The sequence below is a fragment of the Streptomyces sp. NPDC058697 genome, from assembly GCF_042715345.1.
GTDB lineage: Bacteria > Actinomycetota > Actinomycetes > Streptomycetales > Streptomycetaceae > Streptomyces > Streptomyces liliifuscus.
Map to the genome: position 1 here is coordinate 226,781 of NZ_JBHXSU010000006.1, position 17,529 is coordinate 244,309.

Below are 17,529 nucleotides of genomic sequence, written 5' to 3' on the forward strand. Positions count from 1 at the left end.
GCCCGGCCCCGGCGTCCGGTCCCAGCCTCCGAGCCGCCCCCTCAGCCGCCGTACAGCGCCTCGATCTCCTTCGCGTACGCGGCTGTCACCGCGTGGCGCTTGATCTTCAGGGACGGGGTGAGGAGACCGTTCTCCTCGGTGAACTCGCCTTCCACCAGGGCGAATTCACGGATCGACTCGGCACGGGAGACGGCCTGGTTCGCGTGGTCGACGACCTTCTGGACGTCGGCGCGTATCCGGGGGTCGTGAACGAGCTCGGAGACGGGGGTGTCCGCCGGCATCCCGCGGACGTAGAGCCAGTGGGTGAGGTCCTCCCGGTCCAGGGTGATCAGAGCGGCGACATAGGGACGGTTGTCGCCGACGACGACGCACTGGCCGACCGGGGGACGGCTGCGAAGACGGTCCTCCAGAACGGCCGGGGAAACGTTCTTGCCGCCGGAGGTGACGAGGATGTCCTTCTTACGCCCGGTGATGGTCAGATAGCCGTCCTCGTCAAGGTCACCAAGATCGCCGGTCGCGAACCACTCCCCGGTCAGAGCCGCGTCGGTGGCGGCCGGATTGTTCCAGTAGGCACCGAAGACGATCCCACCCTTGATGAGCACCTCACCGTCGTCGGCGATACGGATCGAGGTGCCGGGCACGGGGAGCCCGACCGTGCCGGGCCGAGGGCTCAGGGGCGGGACGATCGTCGCCGCGGCGGTGGTCTCGGTCAGACCGTAGCCCTCGTAGACGATGATGCCGGCGGCGTAGAAGAAGAGGTTGAGGTCGCGGTCGAGCGGGGAGCCGCCGCTGATGGCGTAGCGCGTACGGCCGCCGATCTCCTTGCGGACGCGGCGGTAGACCAGCAGGTCGTACAGGGCCCAGGCGGCGTACAGGCCGGGACCCGGGCCCTTGCCGCGGCCGAGGAACCGGTCGAGGTGCGCCTCGCCGAAGCGGACGGCGATCCGGTGCGCGCGGTCGAAGGAGGCGGCGCGGCCGATCCGTTCGGCGGTGGCGCGGCCGGTGCCGTGGATCTTCTCGAAGAGATAGGGCACACCTACCAGAAAGGTGGGCCGGAACTCCCGTAGCGCCGGGCGGAGTTCGTCGGGCTTGATGCTCGGGCAGTGGCCCAGTTCGATACGGGCCATCAGACAGGCGATCTGGAGGGTGCGCCCCAGGATGTGGGCGAGCGGAAGAAAGAGGAGCGTCGAGGCGACCTGGCCGGTGACCGCCTTGAAGACGGGGTGCAGCAACTCGACCGTGTTCGCGGCCTCGGCGTGCAGGTTGGCATGGGTGAGGACACAGCCCTTGGGCCGCCCGGTGGTGCCGGAGGTGTAACAGATGGTCGCGACGGTGTCAGGAGCAAGAGCCGCCCGGCGCCTGGTGACCTCTTCCTCGGCCACACCGCCACCCAGCACGGTCAGATCGGAGATCGCTCCCCCGTCGATCTGCCACACATGCGGCGGATCCGGGTGCTCGGCCGTACCGGCCGCGACCGCCGCAGCGTTCTCGGCGGTCTCGACCACAACAAACCGGGCGTCCGAATCACGGACGATCCATTCGATCTGCTCGGGCGAGGACGTGGCGTACACGGGCACGCTCCGGCCGCCCGCCGCCCAGATCGCGAAGTCGAGAAGCGTCCACTCGTAGCGCGTACGGGACATGACCGCGACGCGGCCGCCCGGTTCGAGGCCCGCCGCGACCAACCCCTTGGCGACGGCGGTGACTTCGCGGGCGAAGGCGGCCGCGGTCACCGGCTGCCAGGTGCCGTGCTCCCTGCGGCGGAGGACCACGGCGTCGGGAGCCTCGGCCGCGTTGGTGAAGGGCAGATCGGCGATGCTGCCGGTGACGGCCTTCGGGGCGAGGGCAGGCATGCGCGCCTCACGGACGGCTCCATGGTGGTCTCTCGTGATCTCGACCTTGGCACGGTCCGCCAGATCGGTGCGCTTCTTCGCCCGTTTCAGGTCCTTGCGTACGCCCATGACAGCTCCCGGTCGCGGCTCGCGTTACGCGGTGGCGCGTACTTACTTCCGGGTCAACTTACTCACGCGTAGGGGATTTTCAACCCGCTTGGAGATTTCCCCCGTCGGGCGGAGCACACGAACGCCCCTCAGGCGGCGACCCGTTCCCGCCCGCCCTCCGGCTCCAGAACCTTGCGGGTGACGCGCTCCGCCATGGCGGCGACCAGGGCGCGCGGACGGCGCGGGGTGAGATGGGCGCCCAGGGCGTTGCCAAACCCCGGCGTGACATAGGCGCGATCGCGGTCGAGGGCGCGCAGGGCGGCTCGTACGACGGGTTCCGAGGTGGTGAAGGAGCCCGAGACGGCGGCCTTGCGGGTGCCGATGGCGTCGAAGAAGCCGGTCTCCACCGGGCCCGGGCACAGGGCCGTGACCCTGACGCCACGGCCGCGGTACTCCTGCCGCAGGGCCAGCGAGAAGTTCAGGACGAACGCCTTGGTGGCGCTGTAGACCGCGAAGTACGGGCTCGGCTGGTAGCCCGCCGTGGAGCCGACGTTCAGGACCGCGCCCGAGCCGCGCTCCAGCATGCCGGGGATCAGGGCGTGGGTGAGATCGACCAGGGCGACGACGTTGACCATCATCTCGTCGTGGTCACGCGACGGATCGATGCCCTCGAAGCGGCCGCAGGTACCGAACCCGGCGTTGTTGACCAGCAGATCGACGGAAAGCCCCCGGGCGGCGAGAACATCCGCAACACGCCGAGCCGCGTCCGGTTCGGCAAGGTCCTGGGGCAGAACATACGCCCGCACACCGTGGCGTACGCGGACCCGGTCGGCCACCTCTTCGAGACGACCTTCGGACCGGGCCACGAGAACCACGTCATGGCCACGAGCGGCGAGCTGGTCAACGAACTCAGCGCCGAGCCCGGAGGAGGCGCCGGTAACGAGAGCGAGAGTCATGATGTTTCCCTTCGCTTCTGGGTGCACTATCTACTACAAGAGAGTAGCCCATTTCTCAATATCTGCAACAGTACTGACACACATAAAAGAGCAGCTGCCGCTCCCGCGTATCGTTTGACCCGGTCGTCCGCCCCACGCCCCCTCAGGAGGTCCCCATGGCCGAACCCGCCGTCCGGCCCGTCCGACGGCTGCGCGCCGACGCGGAGCGCAGTGTGCGCGTGATCCTGGAGGCGGCCGAGCGGGTGCTCGCCGCCGATCCCGGCGCGTCCATGGAACAGATCGCAGAGGCCGCGGGGGTGGCGCGGACGACGGTGCACCGGCGGTTCGCCAGCCGGAAGGCGCTGATCGAGGCGCTCGCCGAGTCGGCCGTACGCCAGCTCGCCGAGGCCGTCGAGGACGGCCGCCCGGACACCTCGCCGCCGCTGGTCTCCCTGCATCGCATCACCGCCAACGTCCTGCGGATCAAGGGGGCTTGGAGCTATGCGCTGAGCCGCCCCGACGACGAGGGCGGGACCGCGGCGGCGGGCTGGGAGCAGGTCGGCGCCCGCTGCCTCGAACTCCTCGGCCGCGCGCGGGACGAGGGCCTCCTCGACGCCTCCGTGGACCTGGAGTGGACGCGGCGCGTCTACTACGCGCTCATCGGCGAGGCCCTGCACGGCCCCGAGGCCCAACAGGACCCGGACGCACTGGCCACGCTCGTCGTGAACACGCTGCTGCACGGCGCGGGCCGCCGCTCCAACGCCACCTGACCGCCACCAACCAGCAGCATCCTGACTCGACGTCAGTTCCCTCTGCCCTGTCCCCCGTTCGGCCCACACCTGCCCGCCCCTGGCGTCAAGCTCGGCTTGACGCGGGCCGATGAACGGGACATGACGTCGACGCACTCCCCAGCGCACCCCCCATACCCGAAGCCCCGCCCGCCCTCCTCCCCCTCCGCTCCCTCCTCCGTGTCACTGCTGCCCGGGCCGGGGCGGCGGGCGGTGTGGGCGGACCGGGCCCGGACGGCGGTGTGGCTCGGACCCGCGCTCGTGGTGGCGTACGCCGGATTCCAACGGCGGTGGATGTCCGACGACGCCTACATCTACGTACGGACCGTGCGGCAGGTGCTGGCGGGCAACGGCCCCGTGTTCAACGCGGGTGAGCGCGTCGAGTCGTCGACCGGAACGCTCTGGCAGTGGCTGCTCGTGGCGGCCGGAACGGCGGGGGTGGACCCGGTGTCGGCGGCGGTCCTCGGGGGACTGCTGCTGACCGCGGCCGGCTTCGCGCTCGCGGGCCTCGGGGCGCTGCGGACGTACGGCGTCCGAACAGCCCTGCCGCTGGGCTCCCTCGTACTGCTCGGGCTGCCGCCCGTATGGGACTTCGCCACCTCGGGTCTGGAGACGGGACTCGCAACATGCTGGATCGCGGGAGCGTGGCTGACGCTGATCACACGACCCGCCTCACTCCTCACCTCGGCACTCATCGGACTCGGGCCACTCGTCCGGCCCGACCTGGGGCTCGTGTCGGTCGTCTTCCTGGGCGCGCAGTGGCTGCTCGTGCGGCCGTCGTGGCGGGGCACGCTCGCGGGTGCGGGGGCGGCGGGCGCGCTGCCGGCCGCGTACGAGGTGTTCCGGGCCGGGTACTACGGGCATCTGGTGCCGCTGCCCGCCGTGACGAAGGAGGCCTCGGGGAGTCTGTGGGGGCGGGGCTTCGGCTATCTCGGGGACTTCGCGCATCCCTACCTCCTATGGGTGCCCGCACTGTTCGTGGCGGCCGCGGTGCTGTCCGCGCGCGGCGGTGTCGCCCGGCTCGTTCCCGTGCTCGCACCCGTCGTCGCCGGGCTGCTGTGCTGGCTGTACGTCATCAAGGTCGGCGGTGACTTCATGCACGGGCGGATGCTGCTGCCTGGCCTCCTGCTGATGCTGTTGCCCGTCTTCGTGGTGCCGGTGACACGCGTGGGCGCGCTGGCGGCGGTCGGAGTCGGCCTGTGGGCGGTGGTGTGCGCGGGGTGGCTGCGGATTCCGTACGGCGGGCAGATCGGTCCGGCGGGGATCGCGGACGAGCGCGGGGTGTACGTCCGCCACAACGCCGATCCGCATCCCGTGCGGCACACCTTCGTGGGGGCTCCGCATCACATGGAGTACGCGCGGAAGGTGTGGGCGGCGCGGTACTCCGGAGCGCCGGCCCTGCTGTTCGGCAAGGAGGGGCGGGTGGCGGCGCCTGGGGGTGCGGGGGCTCCTTCCATGACGGCCAGTTATGTGGTCCTGGGGCTCAACGGGTCTGTCGTACCGCTCGACGGGGCCGCGCTCGATCCGATCGGGCTGGCCTATCCGCTGGCCGCGCATTCCGAGCGGGTGGGGGGTGGGCGGGTCGGCCACGACAAGAGGCTGCCGGATGCGTGGCTTGCGGCCGACCGGGGTGTGCCTGGGGCTCTGCCCGGCTGGGCCGATCCCGCCCGGGTTGCCGCCGCTCGGCGTGCCTTGCACTGCGGTGCGCTTGCCGAGTTGAACTCTGCGACTCGGGGGGCGCTGAGCCCGGGGCGCTTTCTGCGCAACGTGGTTGGGGCGTGGGAGCGGACGTCGTTCCGCTTCCCCAACGACCCCGTGCGGGCGGAGAAGGAACTGTGCGGGTGAGTGGGGGCTGGTCGCGCCGTTCCTCGCGCCCCTAAAAGATTGCGCCGTTCCCCGCGCCCCTTGAAGACTTGCTTGAGGCCGGTGCGTACGTGCGGGTGCGTCGTGGCTTGTCGCGCAGTTCCCCGCGCCCCTAAAAGCCAAAAGATTGCGCCGTTCCCCGCGCCCCTGGGGGAGGGGGCTTGCGGTCGTTTGTCGGCTGCCGGGCCGGTGGGGGCTTAGCGCGCAGTTCCCCGCGCCCCTGAAGGGGCCCGCCCCCACCCAGCGGCAGTCGCCCCTCTGCCGAAGGGGGCGTGTCGGGGTTTCCGATCGCAGCACGACCTCTTGAGGGCATCTCGTTGGTTCTGGATGACACAGCTGCGATCGGATGCCCCGGCGCGGGCCCGACTCGGCGACGGGCGGCTGGCGGGGCTTTTGGGGGCGCGGGGAACTGCGCGATCAGCCCCCACCCGCCCGCACGCGGTCAACTACCCCAGATCTGCCGCCCGGTCTATCGTCTCGGCCAGTTGGCGTATCGGTTTGCGTTCCGTGGCGGAGGCCAACGCGTCGGCGCGTGAGGCGAGTTCCCGTAGGGACGGCGGTACCGGCGCGCCGCCCCCGCCGCCGAAGCGGAGCGCGTCCGCGAAGTACGCCGCGATCGCCGCGACCTGGAGCCCACTGCGCGCAGTCTCCGACGACCACAGGTTCGGGTCGAGGGAGTCCGTCTCGATCTGCCCCGTCTCCTCGTGCGGCGTACGGGAGTCGGGGTCGAGCCACCGCACAGTCGCCGTAGCGACGTGCCCCGCCGCCCCCGGCTTGACCCGCACGGCGTACAGCGCCGTGACCGTATGGCCCGGCCCGACCTCCCCACCGTCCACCCGGTCGTCGCGGAAGTCCTCGTCGGCGACCTGCCGGTTGTCGTAGCCGATCAGCCGGAACCGGTCGACGGTCTCCGGATCGAACGAAACCTGCGCCTTGGCGTCACGAGCCGTGAGCTCGATGTTCCGCGGAAGCTGGTCGCAGAAGACCGTACGAGCGTCCGCGGCATTGGACACGTACGTGGTGTGACCGTCGCCCTTGTCGGCGAGGCGTTCCATCAGCGCGTCACCGTAGTCGCTGCCCACGCCCACCCCGAAGAGCGTGATGCCGTGCTCGCGGCGGGCATCGGCGATCCGGTCGAGGATGGCGTCGGCGTCGGTCTCGCCGGTGTTGGCGAGGGCGTCGGAGAGCAGCACGACCCGGTTGGTGGCACCCGCGCGCAGGCCGTCCACGGCAGTCCGGTACCCCGTGGTGACGCCCGCGCCGAGGTTGGTCGAGTCCGTGGGCTCAAGCGTGTCGATCGCCTCGTGGACGAGGCCACGACGGTCGCCCAGCCGGGTCATCGGAAGCACGGTCCTGGCCTCGTCGCTGAAGGAGACGAGCGCGACCGCGTCGTCGTCGCGCAGCTGTTCCGTCATCACGCCCAGGGACTGCTTGACCAGGTCGAGTCGGCCGGGTTCGGCCATGGAGCCGGAGACGTCGATGACGAACGTGAGGGCGGCGGGCGGGCGTTCACCGGCGTCCTCGGCCTCGCGGGTGGCAAGCCCGACCCTGAGGAACCGCCAGCCCCGGTTCTCCTCACCGAACGTGCCGGAGCCGGAGTCGGAGTCGGAGTCGGCGCCCTCGCCGATCGAACCGTCCGGTGCCGCCGTACGGGCACCGTCCACGGTCACCGTGAACCCGTTGCCGTCCGGGCGCTCGTAGTCCTGGCCGAAGCTGTTGATGAACTCCTCGGGCCGGACGGTCGACGGGTCGGGCCTGCGCCCCTCCTCAAGGGTGCGGCGCGCATAGCCGTACGAGGCGGTGTCGACGTCCAGGGCAAACGTGGAGAGGTAGTCGGCGGGCGGCGAACTCTCGCGGAGCTCGCCCTTCCGGTCACCCTCGGCGCTGCCGTCGTCGGTGCCCGAGGGGCCGGTCGGCTGAACGGGTCCGGGGGCGGGGAAGCCGTTGTCGTCCTTGGCCTTGCTGCCACCCCGGTCGTACGAACTCCCGTCGCTGCCCCCGCCACCGCAGGCCGTGAGCAGAAGCCCGAAGACCACGCCCCCGGCGACAAGAGCCCCACGCACACGACGACGCCGCCGCCCCTGCCCTACCCCTCGCCCCTGTCCGGGTTGGACTCCCCGTTGGAGTCCCTGTTGGAGTCCCCGTTGAACTCCCCGCTCGCCCCACCGTGCCTGATGCCGTCCGCTGCGCCTCATGCGTGCCCCCTCGGGTGACCTCTTTGAGTCGACGTCTGTGACTGTGACGGCGGAGGCGGCCGGAAGGAGCGGGCCAAGGCGTTGCGGATGAATCTCAATGCGGCCACGGCGGACGGCAGTTGAGACCGGTGGGAGACCCTCCGGACACCCTCCGGAGACCAGAGGGTGTCCGAAGGGCCCCTATGACGAGGTCACCGGCCGTCTACGACACCACGTCCTTGCGGGCGAACCCGCGGAAGGCCAGGGCGAACAGCACCATCGCATAGGTGAGCGACAGAGACGTCCCCTGGATCATGTCGCTCCAGTCGAGCTGCGGCTGGACGGCGTCGAGCCAGGCGTACTGCCAGTGCGCGGGCACGAAGTGGCGCCAGTCGCCGAGCGCCGTCACCTCGTCGAGGACGTTGCCGATGATGGTCAGCCCGACCGCTCCGCCGACCGCTCCGAGCGGGGCGTCCGTCTTGGTGGACAGCCAGAACGCCAGGGCCGCGGTGATCAGTTGGGACACGAGGATGTACGCCACGATGATCAGCAGGCGCTGGGCGGCGGTCCCGACGGGCAGCGTGCCGCCGACGGGGAGCTGCAGTGGCCCCCAGCCGTAGGCCGCCGTACCGACGGCGAGTGCGACGACCGGCAGCAGCACCAGCGCGGCCAGGCTGAGCCCGAAGGCGACGGCCAGCTTGGACCACAGCAGTCGGGCCCGGGGCACCGGCGCCGCGAGCAGATAGCGCAGCGACGACCAGCTCGCCTCCGAGGCGACGGTGTCCCCGAAGAACAGCGCCACCGGGATGACGAGCAGGAAGCCCGCGGAGGCGAAGAGGTTCACGGCGGCGAAGTTCGCCCCGGACGAGGTCGCGGTGTCCATCAGGTTGATCCGCTGGGAGCCGTTGCCGCCGCCGCCCGGATCGCCGACCTGGAAGGCGATCAGCAGGATGAAGGGCAGGGCGAACAGCAGCCCGCCCATGACCATCGTGCGGCGCCGCTTCAGCTGCCGGACCAGTTCGACCCTCAGGGGCAGCGTGCGCCCCGCGCGGTAGCCGTCGGCCACCTCGACGGGCCGGGCGGAAGCAGCCCCCGCACGCTCCTCGGCGCGCTCGGCGCTCTCCCCGCGCTCCTCCGCGCGGTCGGCCAGCGTGCTCATGCGGACTCTCCGATCAGGGTGAGGAAGGCGTCTTCGAGACGGCGGTGGGGACCCACGGACTCCACGGGTACGTCCATCCGCACGAGCTCGGCGACCAGGCGCCGCGCGCTTCCGTCCGCGTCGAGCCGGACCAGGAGTCCGTCGTCGGTGCGGACGGCCGAGACCACACCCGGCAGCGCGGCGACCTTCTCGACGACGGGCTCGTCGGTCGGCGTGGCCGTGCCCACCAGCAGCGTGTCGCCCGAGCCGATGATCTCCTTCACCGGGCCCGCCTGGACCAGTTTCCCGTGGTCCATGACCACCAGGTGGGTGCAGGACTGCTCGACCTCGGCGAGGAGGTGGCTGGAGACGATCACCGTACGGCCGGCCGCCGCGTAGCGGATCATGACCTCGCGCATCTCACGGATCTGCGGCGGGTCGAGGCCGTTGGTCGGTTCGTCGAGGATGAGCAGGTCCGGCAGGCCGAGCATGGCCTGGGCGATGGCCAACCGCTGGCGCATGCCTTGCGAGTAGGTCCGTACCGCTCGGGACAGTGCGTCGCCGAGGCCCGCGATCTTCAGCGCCTCGTCCAGGTGCGCGTCCTCGGGCGGACGGCCCGTCGCCCGCCAGTACAGTTCGAGGTTCTCGCGGCCGGAGAGGTGCGGCAGGAAGCCCGCTCCCTCGACGAAGGCACCGACGCGCGACAGGACCGGCGCGCCCGGCCGGATCACATGGCCGAAGACGCGGATCTCTCCGGCGTCCGGCTTGATCAGACCCATCAGCATGCGCAGTGTCGTGGTCTTGCCCGCGCCGTTCGGCCCGAGCAGGCCCAGGACCTGGCCCTTCTCCACGCGGAAGGTGAGGTCCCGCACGGCGTAGCGGTCCGCCGACTTGGCGTACCGCTTGCTCAAGTCGGTGATCTGGAGCGGGACTTCGGACTGTGCCGGGTCCGGGGCGGGTGTCGCCGTGCGGCGCCGTCCGCTGAGCAGCAGGGCCAGCGCGAGCCCGGCACCGGCGAGCGGAAGCCACCACACCCACGCGGGCAGCGCCGCCGCGGCGGTGTCCCCGCCGAGCGGCGCGGGCACGGTGAGGCCGCTCTGCTGGGAGACGGTGTACGTCGCCGGGGCCGTCGGTGAGGCGTAGCCGAGGTCCGTCGAGGCGAGGACCAGGCGCAGCCGGTGGCCGTCGTCCACCTCGTGGTCGATCGCCGGCAGGGTGATCCGTACGTCCTTGCCGGCCTTGGCGCCCTCCACCCGGATGGGCTCGACCAGCTGTGAGGGCAGCACCGGCTGGGCGCCGCCCGGCCCGACGTCGTACAGCTTGGCGAAGAGCACCGCGTCCTCGCTCGTCGACTTCACGTGGACCGTGGCCGTCGGCGAGCCGGTGATCTGCAGATCCTCCGTCAGGGGCGCCGACTCGAACGAGGCGAACTGGCCGGGGAAGTCGAGGGACACCCCGACCCCGAGGGAGGACAGCTGGGACAGGCCACCGCCGCCGAGGCCGGGCAGGGCCGAGATGGCGGGCGGGCTGGAGCCCGCCGGGTTGTCGAAGCGCTGCTCGCGACCGGTCAGGGCGATCGAGCGCCCACCGCTCGTCAAGCCGGGGTAGGTGTCCTCGGTCGCGCTGCCCAGCCGGGGCTCTCCGTCGCCGGAGCCCAGGCCGAGGTTCCGGGTGACGCGGAAGGCGGGGCCGGTGTCGACGCCCTTCTCGTCCTTCAGGTAGCGGTCGAACCAGGACTGCACACGCCCCTGGACCCGGCCCACCTCCATGTCGCCGCCGTCGTGGCCGCCGGAGATCCAGTCGACGTCCACCGGTGCGCCGTTGGCCTTGATCGCCTTTGCCGCGGTGTCGGCCTGGTCGAGCGGGAAGAGCGAGTCGGTCTGGCCCTGCATGAGGAGCGTGGGCACCTTGATGCGGTCGCCGACGGCGACGGGGCTGCGCTCCTGAAGGAGCTTCGTCGCCGCCGCGTCGGGCGTGCCGGACTCCGCGACCCGGTTGTACATCTCGCACAGCTGCTTCTCGAACTTGTCGCAGCCGCCGCCGGTGTTGATGAAGATGCCGGCCCAGAGCTTCTTGAAGACGCCGTTCGGGAACAGCGCGTCCGCGAGGTTCCAGTACGTGATCGCCGGGGCGATGGCGTCCACCCGGTCGTCGGTCCCCGCTGTGAGCAGGGAGACCGCGCCGCCGTAGGACGCGCCGGCCATGCCGACGCGCGGGTCACCGGTCTTGTCGAGCTGGACCTCGGGGCGCTTGGCCAGCCAGTCGATCAGCTTGGAGGCGTCGGCGACCTCGCCCTTGGGGTCGTTCAGCCCGATCTTCCCGTTGGATCCGCCGAAGCCGCGGGCCGACCACGTCAGGACCGCGTACCCGTCGCGGGCGAGGTCCTCCGCCTGGGTGCGTACGTCCTTCTTGCTGCCGCCGAAGCCGTGCGCGAGGAGGACGGCGGGCCGGCGTCCGGAGGCGTCGCCGGTGAAGTACGACGTGTCGATTCTCACCCCGTCGCCCGTACTGATGAGCTGGTCGGTGCGGTGTACGGCGGGTGCCCCGTCGGAGGCGACGGCGGTCCACGTGCCGGCGCCGGCGAGCACGACGGCGGCCGCGGCGGCGATCCACCGTCGGGGCCGCCGCAGTGCGGGCAGTCGAAGATCCATGCGTCAACAGTACGGGCCGTAGCTGTCGGCCCCAGACAGCTTTCAGGTTGAACCCCCACCCCTCCCACGGGAGTACGGGGCCCCTGCCGGGTACCGCGTCCGCTGTACGCGGGGAGGGCTCGGGGGGTTCTGTTTTTGGTCGGCTGCGGGCCGGTGGGGGCTTGTCGCGCAGTTCCCCGCGCCCCTGAAGCGCCCCTGGCGGGGCGCTCAGAGGACGCGGGTCAGTGGTTGCGTGGGAAGCCGAGGTCAACGCCCGTCGGGGCCTCCGACGGGTCGGGCCAGCGGGTGGTGACGACCTTGCCTCGGGTGTAGAAGTGGGTGCCGTCGTTGCCGTAGATGTGGTGGTCTCCGAAGAGGGAGTCCTTCCAGCCGCCGAAGGAGTGGTAGCCGACGGGGACGGGGATCGGCACGTTGACGCCGACCATGCCCGCCTCGATCTCCAGCTGGAAGCGGCGGGCGGCGCCGCCGTCCCGGGTGAAGATCGCGGTGCCGTTGCCGAACGGCGAGGCGTTGATCAGGGCCACACCCTCCTCGTACGTGTCGACGCGCAGCACGCACAGCACCGGGCCGAAGATCTCGTCCCGGTAGGCGTCCGAGGTCGTCGGCACCTTGTCGAGGAGCGAGAGGCCGATCCAGTGGCCGTCCTCGTGGCCCTGGACGGTGTGGCCGGTGCCGTCCAGGACGACCTCCGAGCCCTGGGCGGCCGCGCCGGTGACGTAGGAGGCGACCTTGTCGCGGTGGGCGGCGGTGATCAGCGGGCCCATCTCCGAGGTGGGGTCGTTGCCGGGGCCGATCTTGATCTTCTCGGCGCGTTCGCGGATCTTCTCCACCAGCTCGTCGCCGACCGCACCTACGGCCACGACGGCCGAGATGGCCATGCAGCGCTCGCCCGCCGAGCCGTAAGCCGCCGAGACGGCCGCGTCCGCCGCCGCGTCCAGGTCGGCGTCGGGGAGGACCAGCATGTGGTTCTTGGCGCCGCCGAGGGCCTGGACGCGCTTGCCGTTGGCGGAGGCGGTGGTGTGGATGTAGCGGGCGATCGGGGTGGAACCGACGAAGGAGACCGCCTTGACGTCCGGGTGCTCCAGGAGGCGGTCGACGGCCACCTTGTCGCCGTGCACCACGTTCAGCACGCCGTCCGGCAGGCCGGCCTCCGCGAACAGTTCCGCGAGCCTGACGGAGGCGGAGGGGTCCTTCTCGCTGGGCTTGAGCACGAAGGTGTTGCCGCAGGCGATGGCCAGCGGGAACATCCACATCGGCACCATGGCCGGGAAGTTGAACGGCGTGATGCCCGCCACGACACCAAGCGGCTGGCGGATGGAGGCGACGTCGACCCGGGAGGCCACCTCGGTCGACAGCTCGCCCTTGAGCTGGACGGTGATCCCGCAGGCCAGGTCGACGATCTCCAGGCCGCGGGCGACCTCGCCGAGGGCGTCGGAGTGGACCTTGCCGTGCTCGGCGGTGATCAGAGCGGCGATCTCGTCACGGTGGGCGTCCAGCAGCGCGCGGAACGTGAAGAGGATCGTGGACCGCTTGGCGAGCGAGGCGGTGCCCCAGGTCGCGTAGGCGTCCTTCGCCGCGGCGATCGCCGCATCCACCTCGTCGACGGTCGCGAAGGCGACCTTGGTGGTCACGGCGCCGGTCGCCGGGTCGGTCACCGGCCCGTACGTGCCCGACGCGCCCTCGACGGACTTGCCGCCGATCCAGTGGTTGACGATCTTCGTCATGACCGAGTGCTCCTTCACAGATGGCGGCGCCGGGTGGAGACGTGCCGTTCGTACAGCTCACGGGCCTTGACCGCCGACGGTCGGGTCGCGGTCTCGGCCACAGGAACATCCCACCAGGCCTGCGCCGGGGGCGCGCCCGACACTGTGTCTGCCGTTTGGGTCTCCACGTAGACACAAGTGGGAGTGTCGTCGGCCCGGGCCTCGGCGAGGGCGGCCCGCAGGTCGCGCACGGTCTTCGCGCGCAGGACCCGCATGCCCAGGCTGGCCGCGTTGGCGGCCAGGTCGACGGGCAGCGGACGCCCCGTGTACGTGCCGTCCTCGGACCGGTGGCGGTAGGCGGTCGCGAACCGCTCGCCGCCGACCGTCTCGGAGAGGCCGCCGATGGACGCGTACCCGTGGTTCTGCAGGATCACGACCTTGATCGCGATGCCCTCCTGGACGGCGGTGACGATCTCCGTCGGCATCATCAGATACGTGCCGTCGCCGACCAGCGCCCAGACGGGACGGTCGGGCGCGGCGAGCCGTACGCCGATGGCGGCCGGGATCTCGTAGCCCATGCAGGAATAGCCGTACTCGACGTGGTACTGGTCTCGGGAGCGGGCGCGCCAGAGTTTGTGCAGGTCGCCGGGGAGGGAGCCGGCCGCGTTGATGAGGATGTCGTCGCCGGTGACGATCTCGTCGAGCAGACCGAGGACCTGCGGCTGGGTGGGCCGGATGTCCGGGTCCTCCACCTCGTAGGCGGCGTCGACGCGGTACTCCCAGCGCTCCTTGTCGTCCGTGTACTCGGTGACGTACGCGGGTTCGGCGCGGTGGCCGTGCAGCGCGAGTGCCTCCGTGAGGGACTCCAGGGCCGTGCGGGCGTCCGCGATCAGCGGCTGTCCGGAGAGTTTGTGGCCGTCGAAGGACGCGATGTTGACGTTCAGGAAGCGCACGCCCTGGGCGGCGAAGAGGGTGCCGGAGGCGGTGGTGAAGTCGGTGTAGCGGGTGCCGACGCCGATCACCAGGTCGGCGGTGCGGGCGAGTTCGCAGGCGGTCGCGGTGCCGGTGTGGCCGACGCCGCCGACGTCCGCCGGGTGGTCCCAGTTCAGCGAGCCCTTGCCGGCCTGGGTGGAGGCGACCGGGATGCGGGTGAGGTCGGCGAACTCCTTGAGCGCGTCCTCGGCCTCGCTGTGGTGGACCCCGCCGCCCGCGACGAGCAGGGGGCGCCTGGCGTCCCGAATCGCCCTGACGGCGGCGGCCAGTTCCTCCGGGGCGGCGACCGGGCGGCGGACCGTCCAGACCCGCTCGGCGAAGAACTCCTCGGGCCAGTCGAAGGCTTCCGCCTGCACGTCCTGCGGCAGCGCGAGCGTGACGGCACCCGTGTCGACCGGGTCGGTGAGCACCCGCATCGCCTGAAGGGCGGCCGGGATCAGCGCCTCGGGGCGGGTGATCCGGTCGAAGTACTTCGACACCGGACGCAGACAGTCGTTGACCGACACATCGCCCGCGTACGGGACTTCGAGCTGCTGGAGGACCGGGTCGGCGGGGCGTGTCGCGAAGACGTCCCCGGGCAGCAGGAGCACCGGCAGGTGGTTGATCGTGGCGAGGGCGGCGCCGGTGACGAGGTTGGTGGCGCCGGGACCGATGGACGTCGTGACCGCCTGGACGGAGAGGCGGTTGGACTGACGCGCGTAGCCGACGGCCGCGTGGACCATGGCCTGTTCGTTGCGGCCCTGGTGGTACGGCATGTCGTTGCCGTACTCCAGGAGCGCCTGCCCGAGTCCGGCGACGTTGCCGTGCCCGAAGATGCCCCAGGTGGAGTCGACCAGGCGGCGTCGCACGCCGTCGCGTTCCGTGTACTGGGCGGCGAGGAACCGCACCAGTGCCTGCGCGACCGTCAGCCTTGTCGTCGTTGACGTCGGCTCTGTCATCGGTAGCCCTCTGCGCTTTCTTCGTGTCCCGGGTGGAAGCAGATCCGCCACGTCATACGTCTGAACGGGCCTTACGTCTCTATGGCCCGTCCGCCAATGTGCGGCCGTGCACACCCGATGACGGGGACCTCCGGCGCGGGGCCGTAGCGGGCGGGGAGTCGTCGCTCGCACTTCGCTCCTGCCAGGGCGAAGCGGCTTCCCGCGCCGGAGGCGATCAGGACCCGGGTGTCACGGAGGGCATGTGCGAAGTCGGCGACTCCGGCGAACACGCCCTCCCTGCCCGGGAGTTCAAACACTTTGTCCTCTTTATTCCCCTCTGTGCGCACAGTACAACCGCCGTCGGAGAGGTACGGCTCGTCGGTCATGTCGGTTTCCCCTCACAGCAGTCCGACGGCGGTGTCGACCGCGGCCCCGACATCGCCGTCGGCCGGGTAGAGCAGCGAGCGGCCCACCACCAGCCCCTGGACGGTGGGCAGTTGAAGAGCCCCGCGCCACTTCTCGTACGCGCCCTCCTGGTCGGCGCCGACCTCTCCGCCGAGCAGGACGGCCGGGAGCGTGGAGGTCTCCATGACACGGGCCATGTCGTCCGGGTTCTCCGTGACGGGGAGCTTCAGCCAGGTGTACGCCGAACTGCCGCCCAGGCCGCTCGCGATGGCGATGGACCGGGTGACGGCGTCGGCGCCCAGGTCGTTGCGGAGGGTGCCGGTGGTGGGGTCGCGGCGGCTGAGGAACGGCTCGACGAACACGGGCAGCCGACGCTCGGCCATGTCGTCCACGGCACGGGCCGTCGACTCCAGGGTGGTGAGCGAACCCGGGTCGTCGTAGTCGATCCGCAGCAGCAACTTGCCAGCATCGAAGCGGAGCCGCTCGATGTCACGCGGGCGGTGTCCGGTGAACCGGTCGTCCAACTCCCAGGCCGCGCCCGCGAGTCCGCCCCGGTTCATCGAGCCCATGACCACCTTGTGGTCCAGCGCGCCGAGCAGCAGCAGGTCGTCGAGTATGTCGGCGGTCGCGAGCACACCGTCGACCCCCGGACGGGAGAGGGCAAGGCAGAGCCGTTCGAGCAGGTCGATCCGGTTGGCCATGGCGAGCCTGCGGTCGCCCACGGAGAGGGCCCCGCGGGCGGGGTGGTCGGCGGCGACGATCATCAGCCGCCCGGACTCGCCGAGAAGCGGCCGCCGGGGCCGCCGCACGGCGGCCTCCTCGACCGCCTCGGGGCGCTGGGCCCGGATCCGGACGAGCTCCGAGATGTCGATACCGGTAGCGGGGCTGCCCGTCGGGGAGCCCCCCGCGGAGGCGTACGCCCCTTCGGCTTCGGCATCCCCTTCGCGCCGGCCGGCCCCCGCGTATCCCGCCCTCACAGCACCGCCCCCGCCTTCAGGGCCTGCTCGACTTCCGCCGGGGTCGGCATGGCGGAGGAGCACTCCAGACGGGACGCGACGATGGCACCGGCCGCGTTGGCGTGCCGCATGATCCGCTCCAGGTCCCAGCCGGCGAGAAGACCGTGGCAGAGGGAACCGCCGAACGCATCGCCCGCGCCGAGGCCGTTGAGGACCGTCACCGGGAGGGGCGGCACCTCCGCCGACTCGCCCTGCCGGTTCACGGCCAGCACACCCTTGGGGCCCTGCTTGACCACGGCCAGTTCCACACCGGCGTCCAGCAGGGCCCGGGCGGCCGCGTGGGGCTCGCGCACGCCGGTCGCGACCTCCACCTCGTCGAGATTGCCGACGGCGACCGTGGTGTGGCGCAGGGCCTCGGCGTAGAAGGGCCGCGCGGCCTCAGGGTCGCTCCAGAACATCGGCCGCCAGTCCAGGTCGAAGACCGTGGTGGCGGACTTGGCGCGGTGGGCGAGGGCGGCGAGCGTCGCCGTGCGGCTGGGCTCCTCGCTCAGGCCCGTACCCGTGACCCAGAAGATCCGGGTGTCGCGGATGGCGTCCAGGTCCAGTTCGTGGGCGTCGATCTCCAGGTCGGGCGCCTTGGGGAGCCGGTAGAAGTACAGCGGGAAGTCGTCCGGCGGGAACACCTCGCAGAAGGTGACCGGCGTCGGCAGCCCGGGCACCGGCGTCACCCAGCGGTCGTCGACCCCGAAGTCCCGCAGCGCCTCGTGCAGATACGCCCCGAACGGATCGTCACCGGTCCGCGTCACCACGGCCGTACGCCGCCCGAGCCGCGCCGCCGCGACCGCCACGTTGGTCGCCGAACCGCCGAGGAACTTCCCGAAGGAGGTCACCTGCGGGAGCGGCACCCCGGTCTGCAGCGGATAGAGGTCCACGCCGATCCGCCCCATGGTGATGAGGTCGTACGCACTGGACTCCGCGGACTCGGCCATCGAGTTCCCTTCGCATCGGTTGACCCAAGGTCTAGCGGCGCTCACAGAGCCCTGTCAATTGGTTGTCCGGACATTCG

General features: G+C 71.3%; 11 protein-coding genes and 1 pseudogene. 2 read left to right on the forward strand and 10 right to left on the reverse strand.

Annotated elements, in window-relative coordinates; genetic code table 11:
• Positions 1-41: 41 nt before the first annotated feature.
• Positions 42-1,961, reverse strand: a complete 1,920-nt coding sequence (locus ACFWXQ_RS16995) for an AMP-dependent synthetase/ligase (RefSeq protein ID WP_383954805.1) — start codon at positions 1,959-1,961, stop codon at positions 42-44.
• A gap of 128 nt (positions 1,962-2,089) precedes the next feature.
• Positions 2,090-2,896 (reverse strand): SDR family NAD(P)-dependent oxidoreductase, encoded by an 807-nt coding sequence (locus ACFWXQ_RS17000; protein ID WP_383954803.1) that lies wholly within the window; start codon positions 2,894-2,896, stop codon positions 2,090-2,092.
• Positions 2,897-3,051: 155 nt separating this feature from the next.
• Between ACFWXQ_RS17000 and ACFWXQ_RS17005 the strand changes: the two genes are divergently transcribed.
• Entirely contained in the window at positions 3,052-3,645 is a 594-nt protein-coding gene (locus ACFWXQ_RS17005; RefSeq protein WP_383954801.1) for a TetR/AcrR family transcriptional regulator, read from the forward strand.
• 198 nt (positions 3,646-3,843) lie between these two features.
• The gene (locus ACFWXQ_RS17010; protein ID WP_383954799.1) at positions 3,844-5,508 is read left to right on the forward strand and encodes a hypothetical protein; all 1,665 of its coding nucleotides are present in this window, start codon (positions 3,844-3,846) and stop codon (positions 5,506-5,508) included.
• A 464-nt stretch (positions 5,509-5,972) separates the two neighbouring features.
• Here the strand turns inward: ACFWXQ_RS17010 and ACFWXQ_RS17015 are convergent, their stop codons facing one another.
• The 8 genes and pseudogenes from ACFWXQ_RS17015 to iolC form a co-directional block, all read right to left on the reverse strand.
• Positions 5,973-7,721 (reverse strand): VWA domain-containing protein, encoded by a 1,749-nt coding sequence (locus ACFWXQ_RS17015; protein WP_383955703.1) that lies wholly within the window; start codon positions 7,719-7,721, stop codon positions 5,973-5,975.
• Between the two features lie 202 nt (positions 7,722-7,923).
• A complete protein-coding gene (locus tag ACFWXQ_RS17020) occupies positions 7,924-8,859 on the reverse strand; it encodes an ABC transporter permease (RefSeq protein ID WP_383955702.1) in 936 nt (311 codons plus the stop codon).
• A complete protein-coding gene (locus tag ACFWXQ_RS17025; protein WP_383955699.1) occupies positions 8,856-11,489 on the reverse strand; it encodes a CocE/NonD family hydrolase in 2,634 nt (877 codons plus the stop codon). The genes ACFWXQ_RS17020 and ACFWXQ_RS17025 overlap by 4 nt, the downstream gene beginning before the upstream one ends.
• Before the next feature lie 221 nt (positions 11,490-11,710).
• Positions 11,711-13,213, reverse strand: coding sequence for a CoA-acylating methylmalonate-semialdehyde dehydrogenase (gene mmsA / locus ACFWXQ_RS17030; RefSeq protein WP_386268457.1), 1,503 nt, complete (start codon positions 13,211-13,213; stop codon positions 11,711-11,713).
• A 14-nt stretch (positions 13,214-13,227) separates the two neighbouring features.
• Positions 13,228-15,123 carry a 3D-(3,5/4)-trihydroxycyclohexane-1,2-dione acylhydrolase (decyclizing) gene (gene iolD, locus ACFWXQ_RS17035; protein ID WP_383940416.1) on the reverse strand — a complete coding sequence of 632 codons (1,896 nt, stop codon included), beginning with the start codon at positions 15,121-15,123 and terminating at the stop codon, positions 13,228-13,230.
• A gap of 119 nt (positions 15,124-15,242) precedes the next feature.
• Positions 15,243-15,461: pseudogene (locus ACFWXQ_RS17040) on the reverse strand (5-deoxy-glucuronate isomerase); the annotation flags it as partial.
• 39 nt (positions 15,462-15,500) lie between these two features.
• Positions 15,501-16,379 carry a deoxyribose-phosphate aldolase gene (locus tag ACFWXQ_RS17045; RefSeq protein WP_383940503.1) on the reverse strand — a complete coding sequence of 293 codons (879 nt, stop codon included), beginning with the start codon at positions 16,377-16,379 and terminating at the stop codon, positions 15,501-15,503.
• A gap of 101 nt (positions 16,380-16,480) precedes the next feature.
• Positions 16,481-17,452 carry a 5-dehydro-2-deoxygluconokinase gene (iolC, locus tag ACFWXQ_RS17050; RefSeq protein ID WP_383940419.1) on the reverse strand — a complete coding sequence of 324 codons (972 nt, stop codon included), beginning with the start codon at positions 17,450-17,452 and terminating at the stop codon, positions 16,481-16,483.
• Positions 17,453-17,529: the final 77 nt, after the last annotated feature.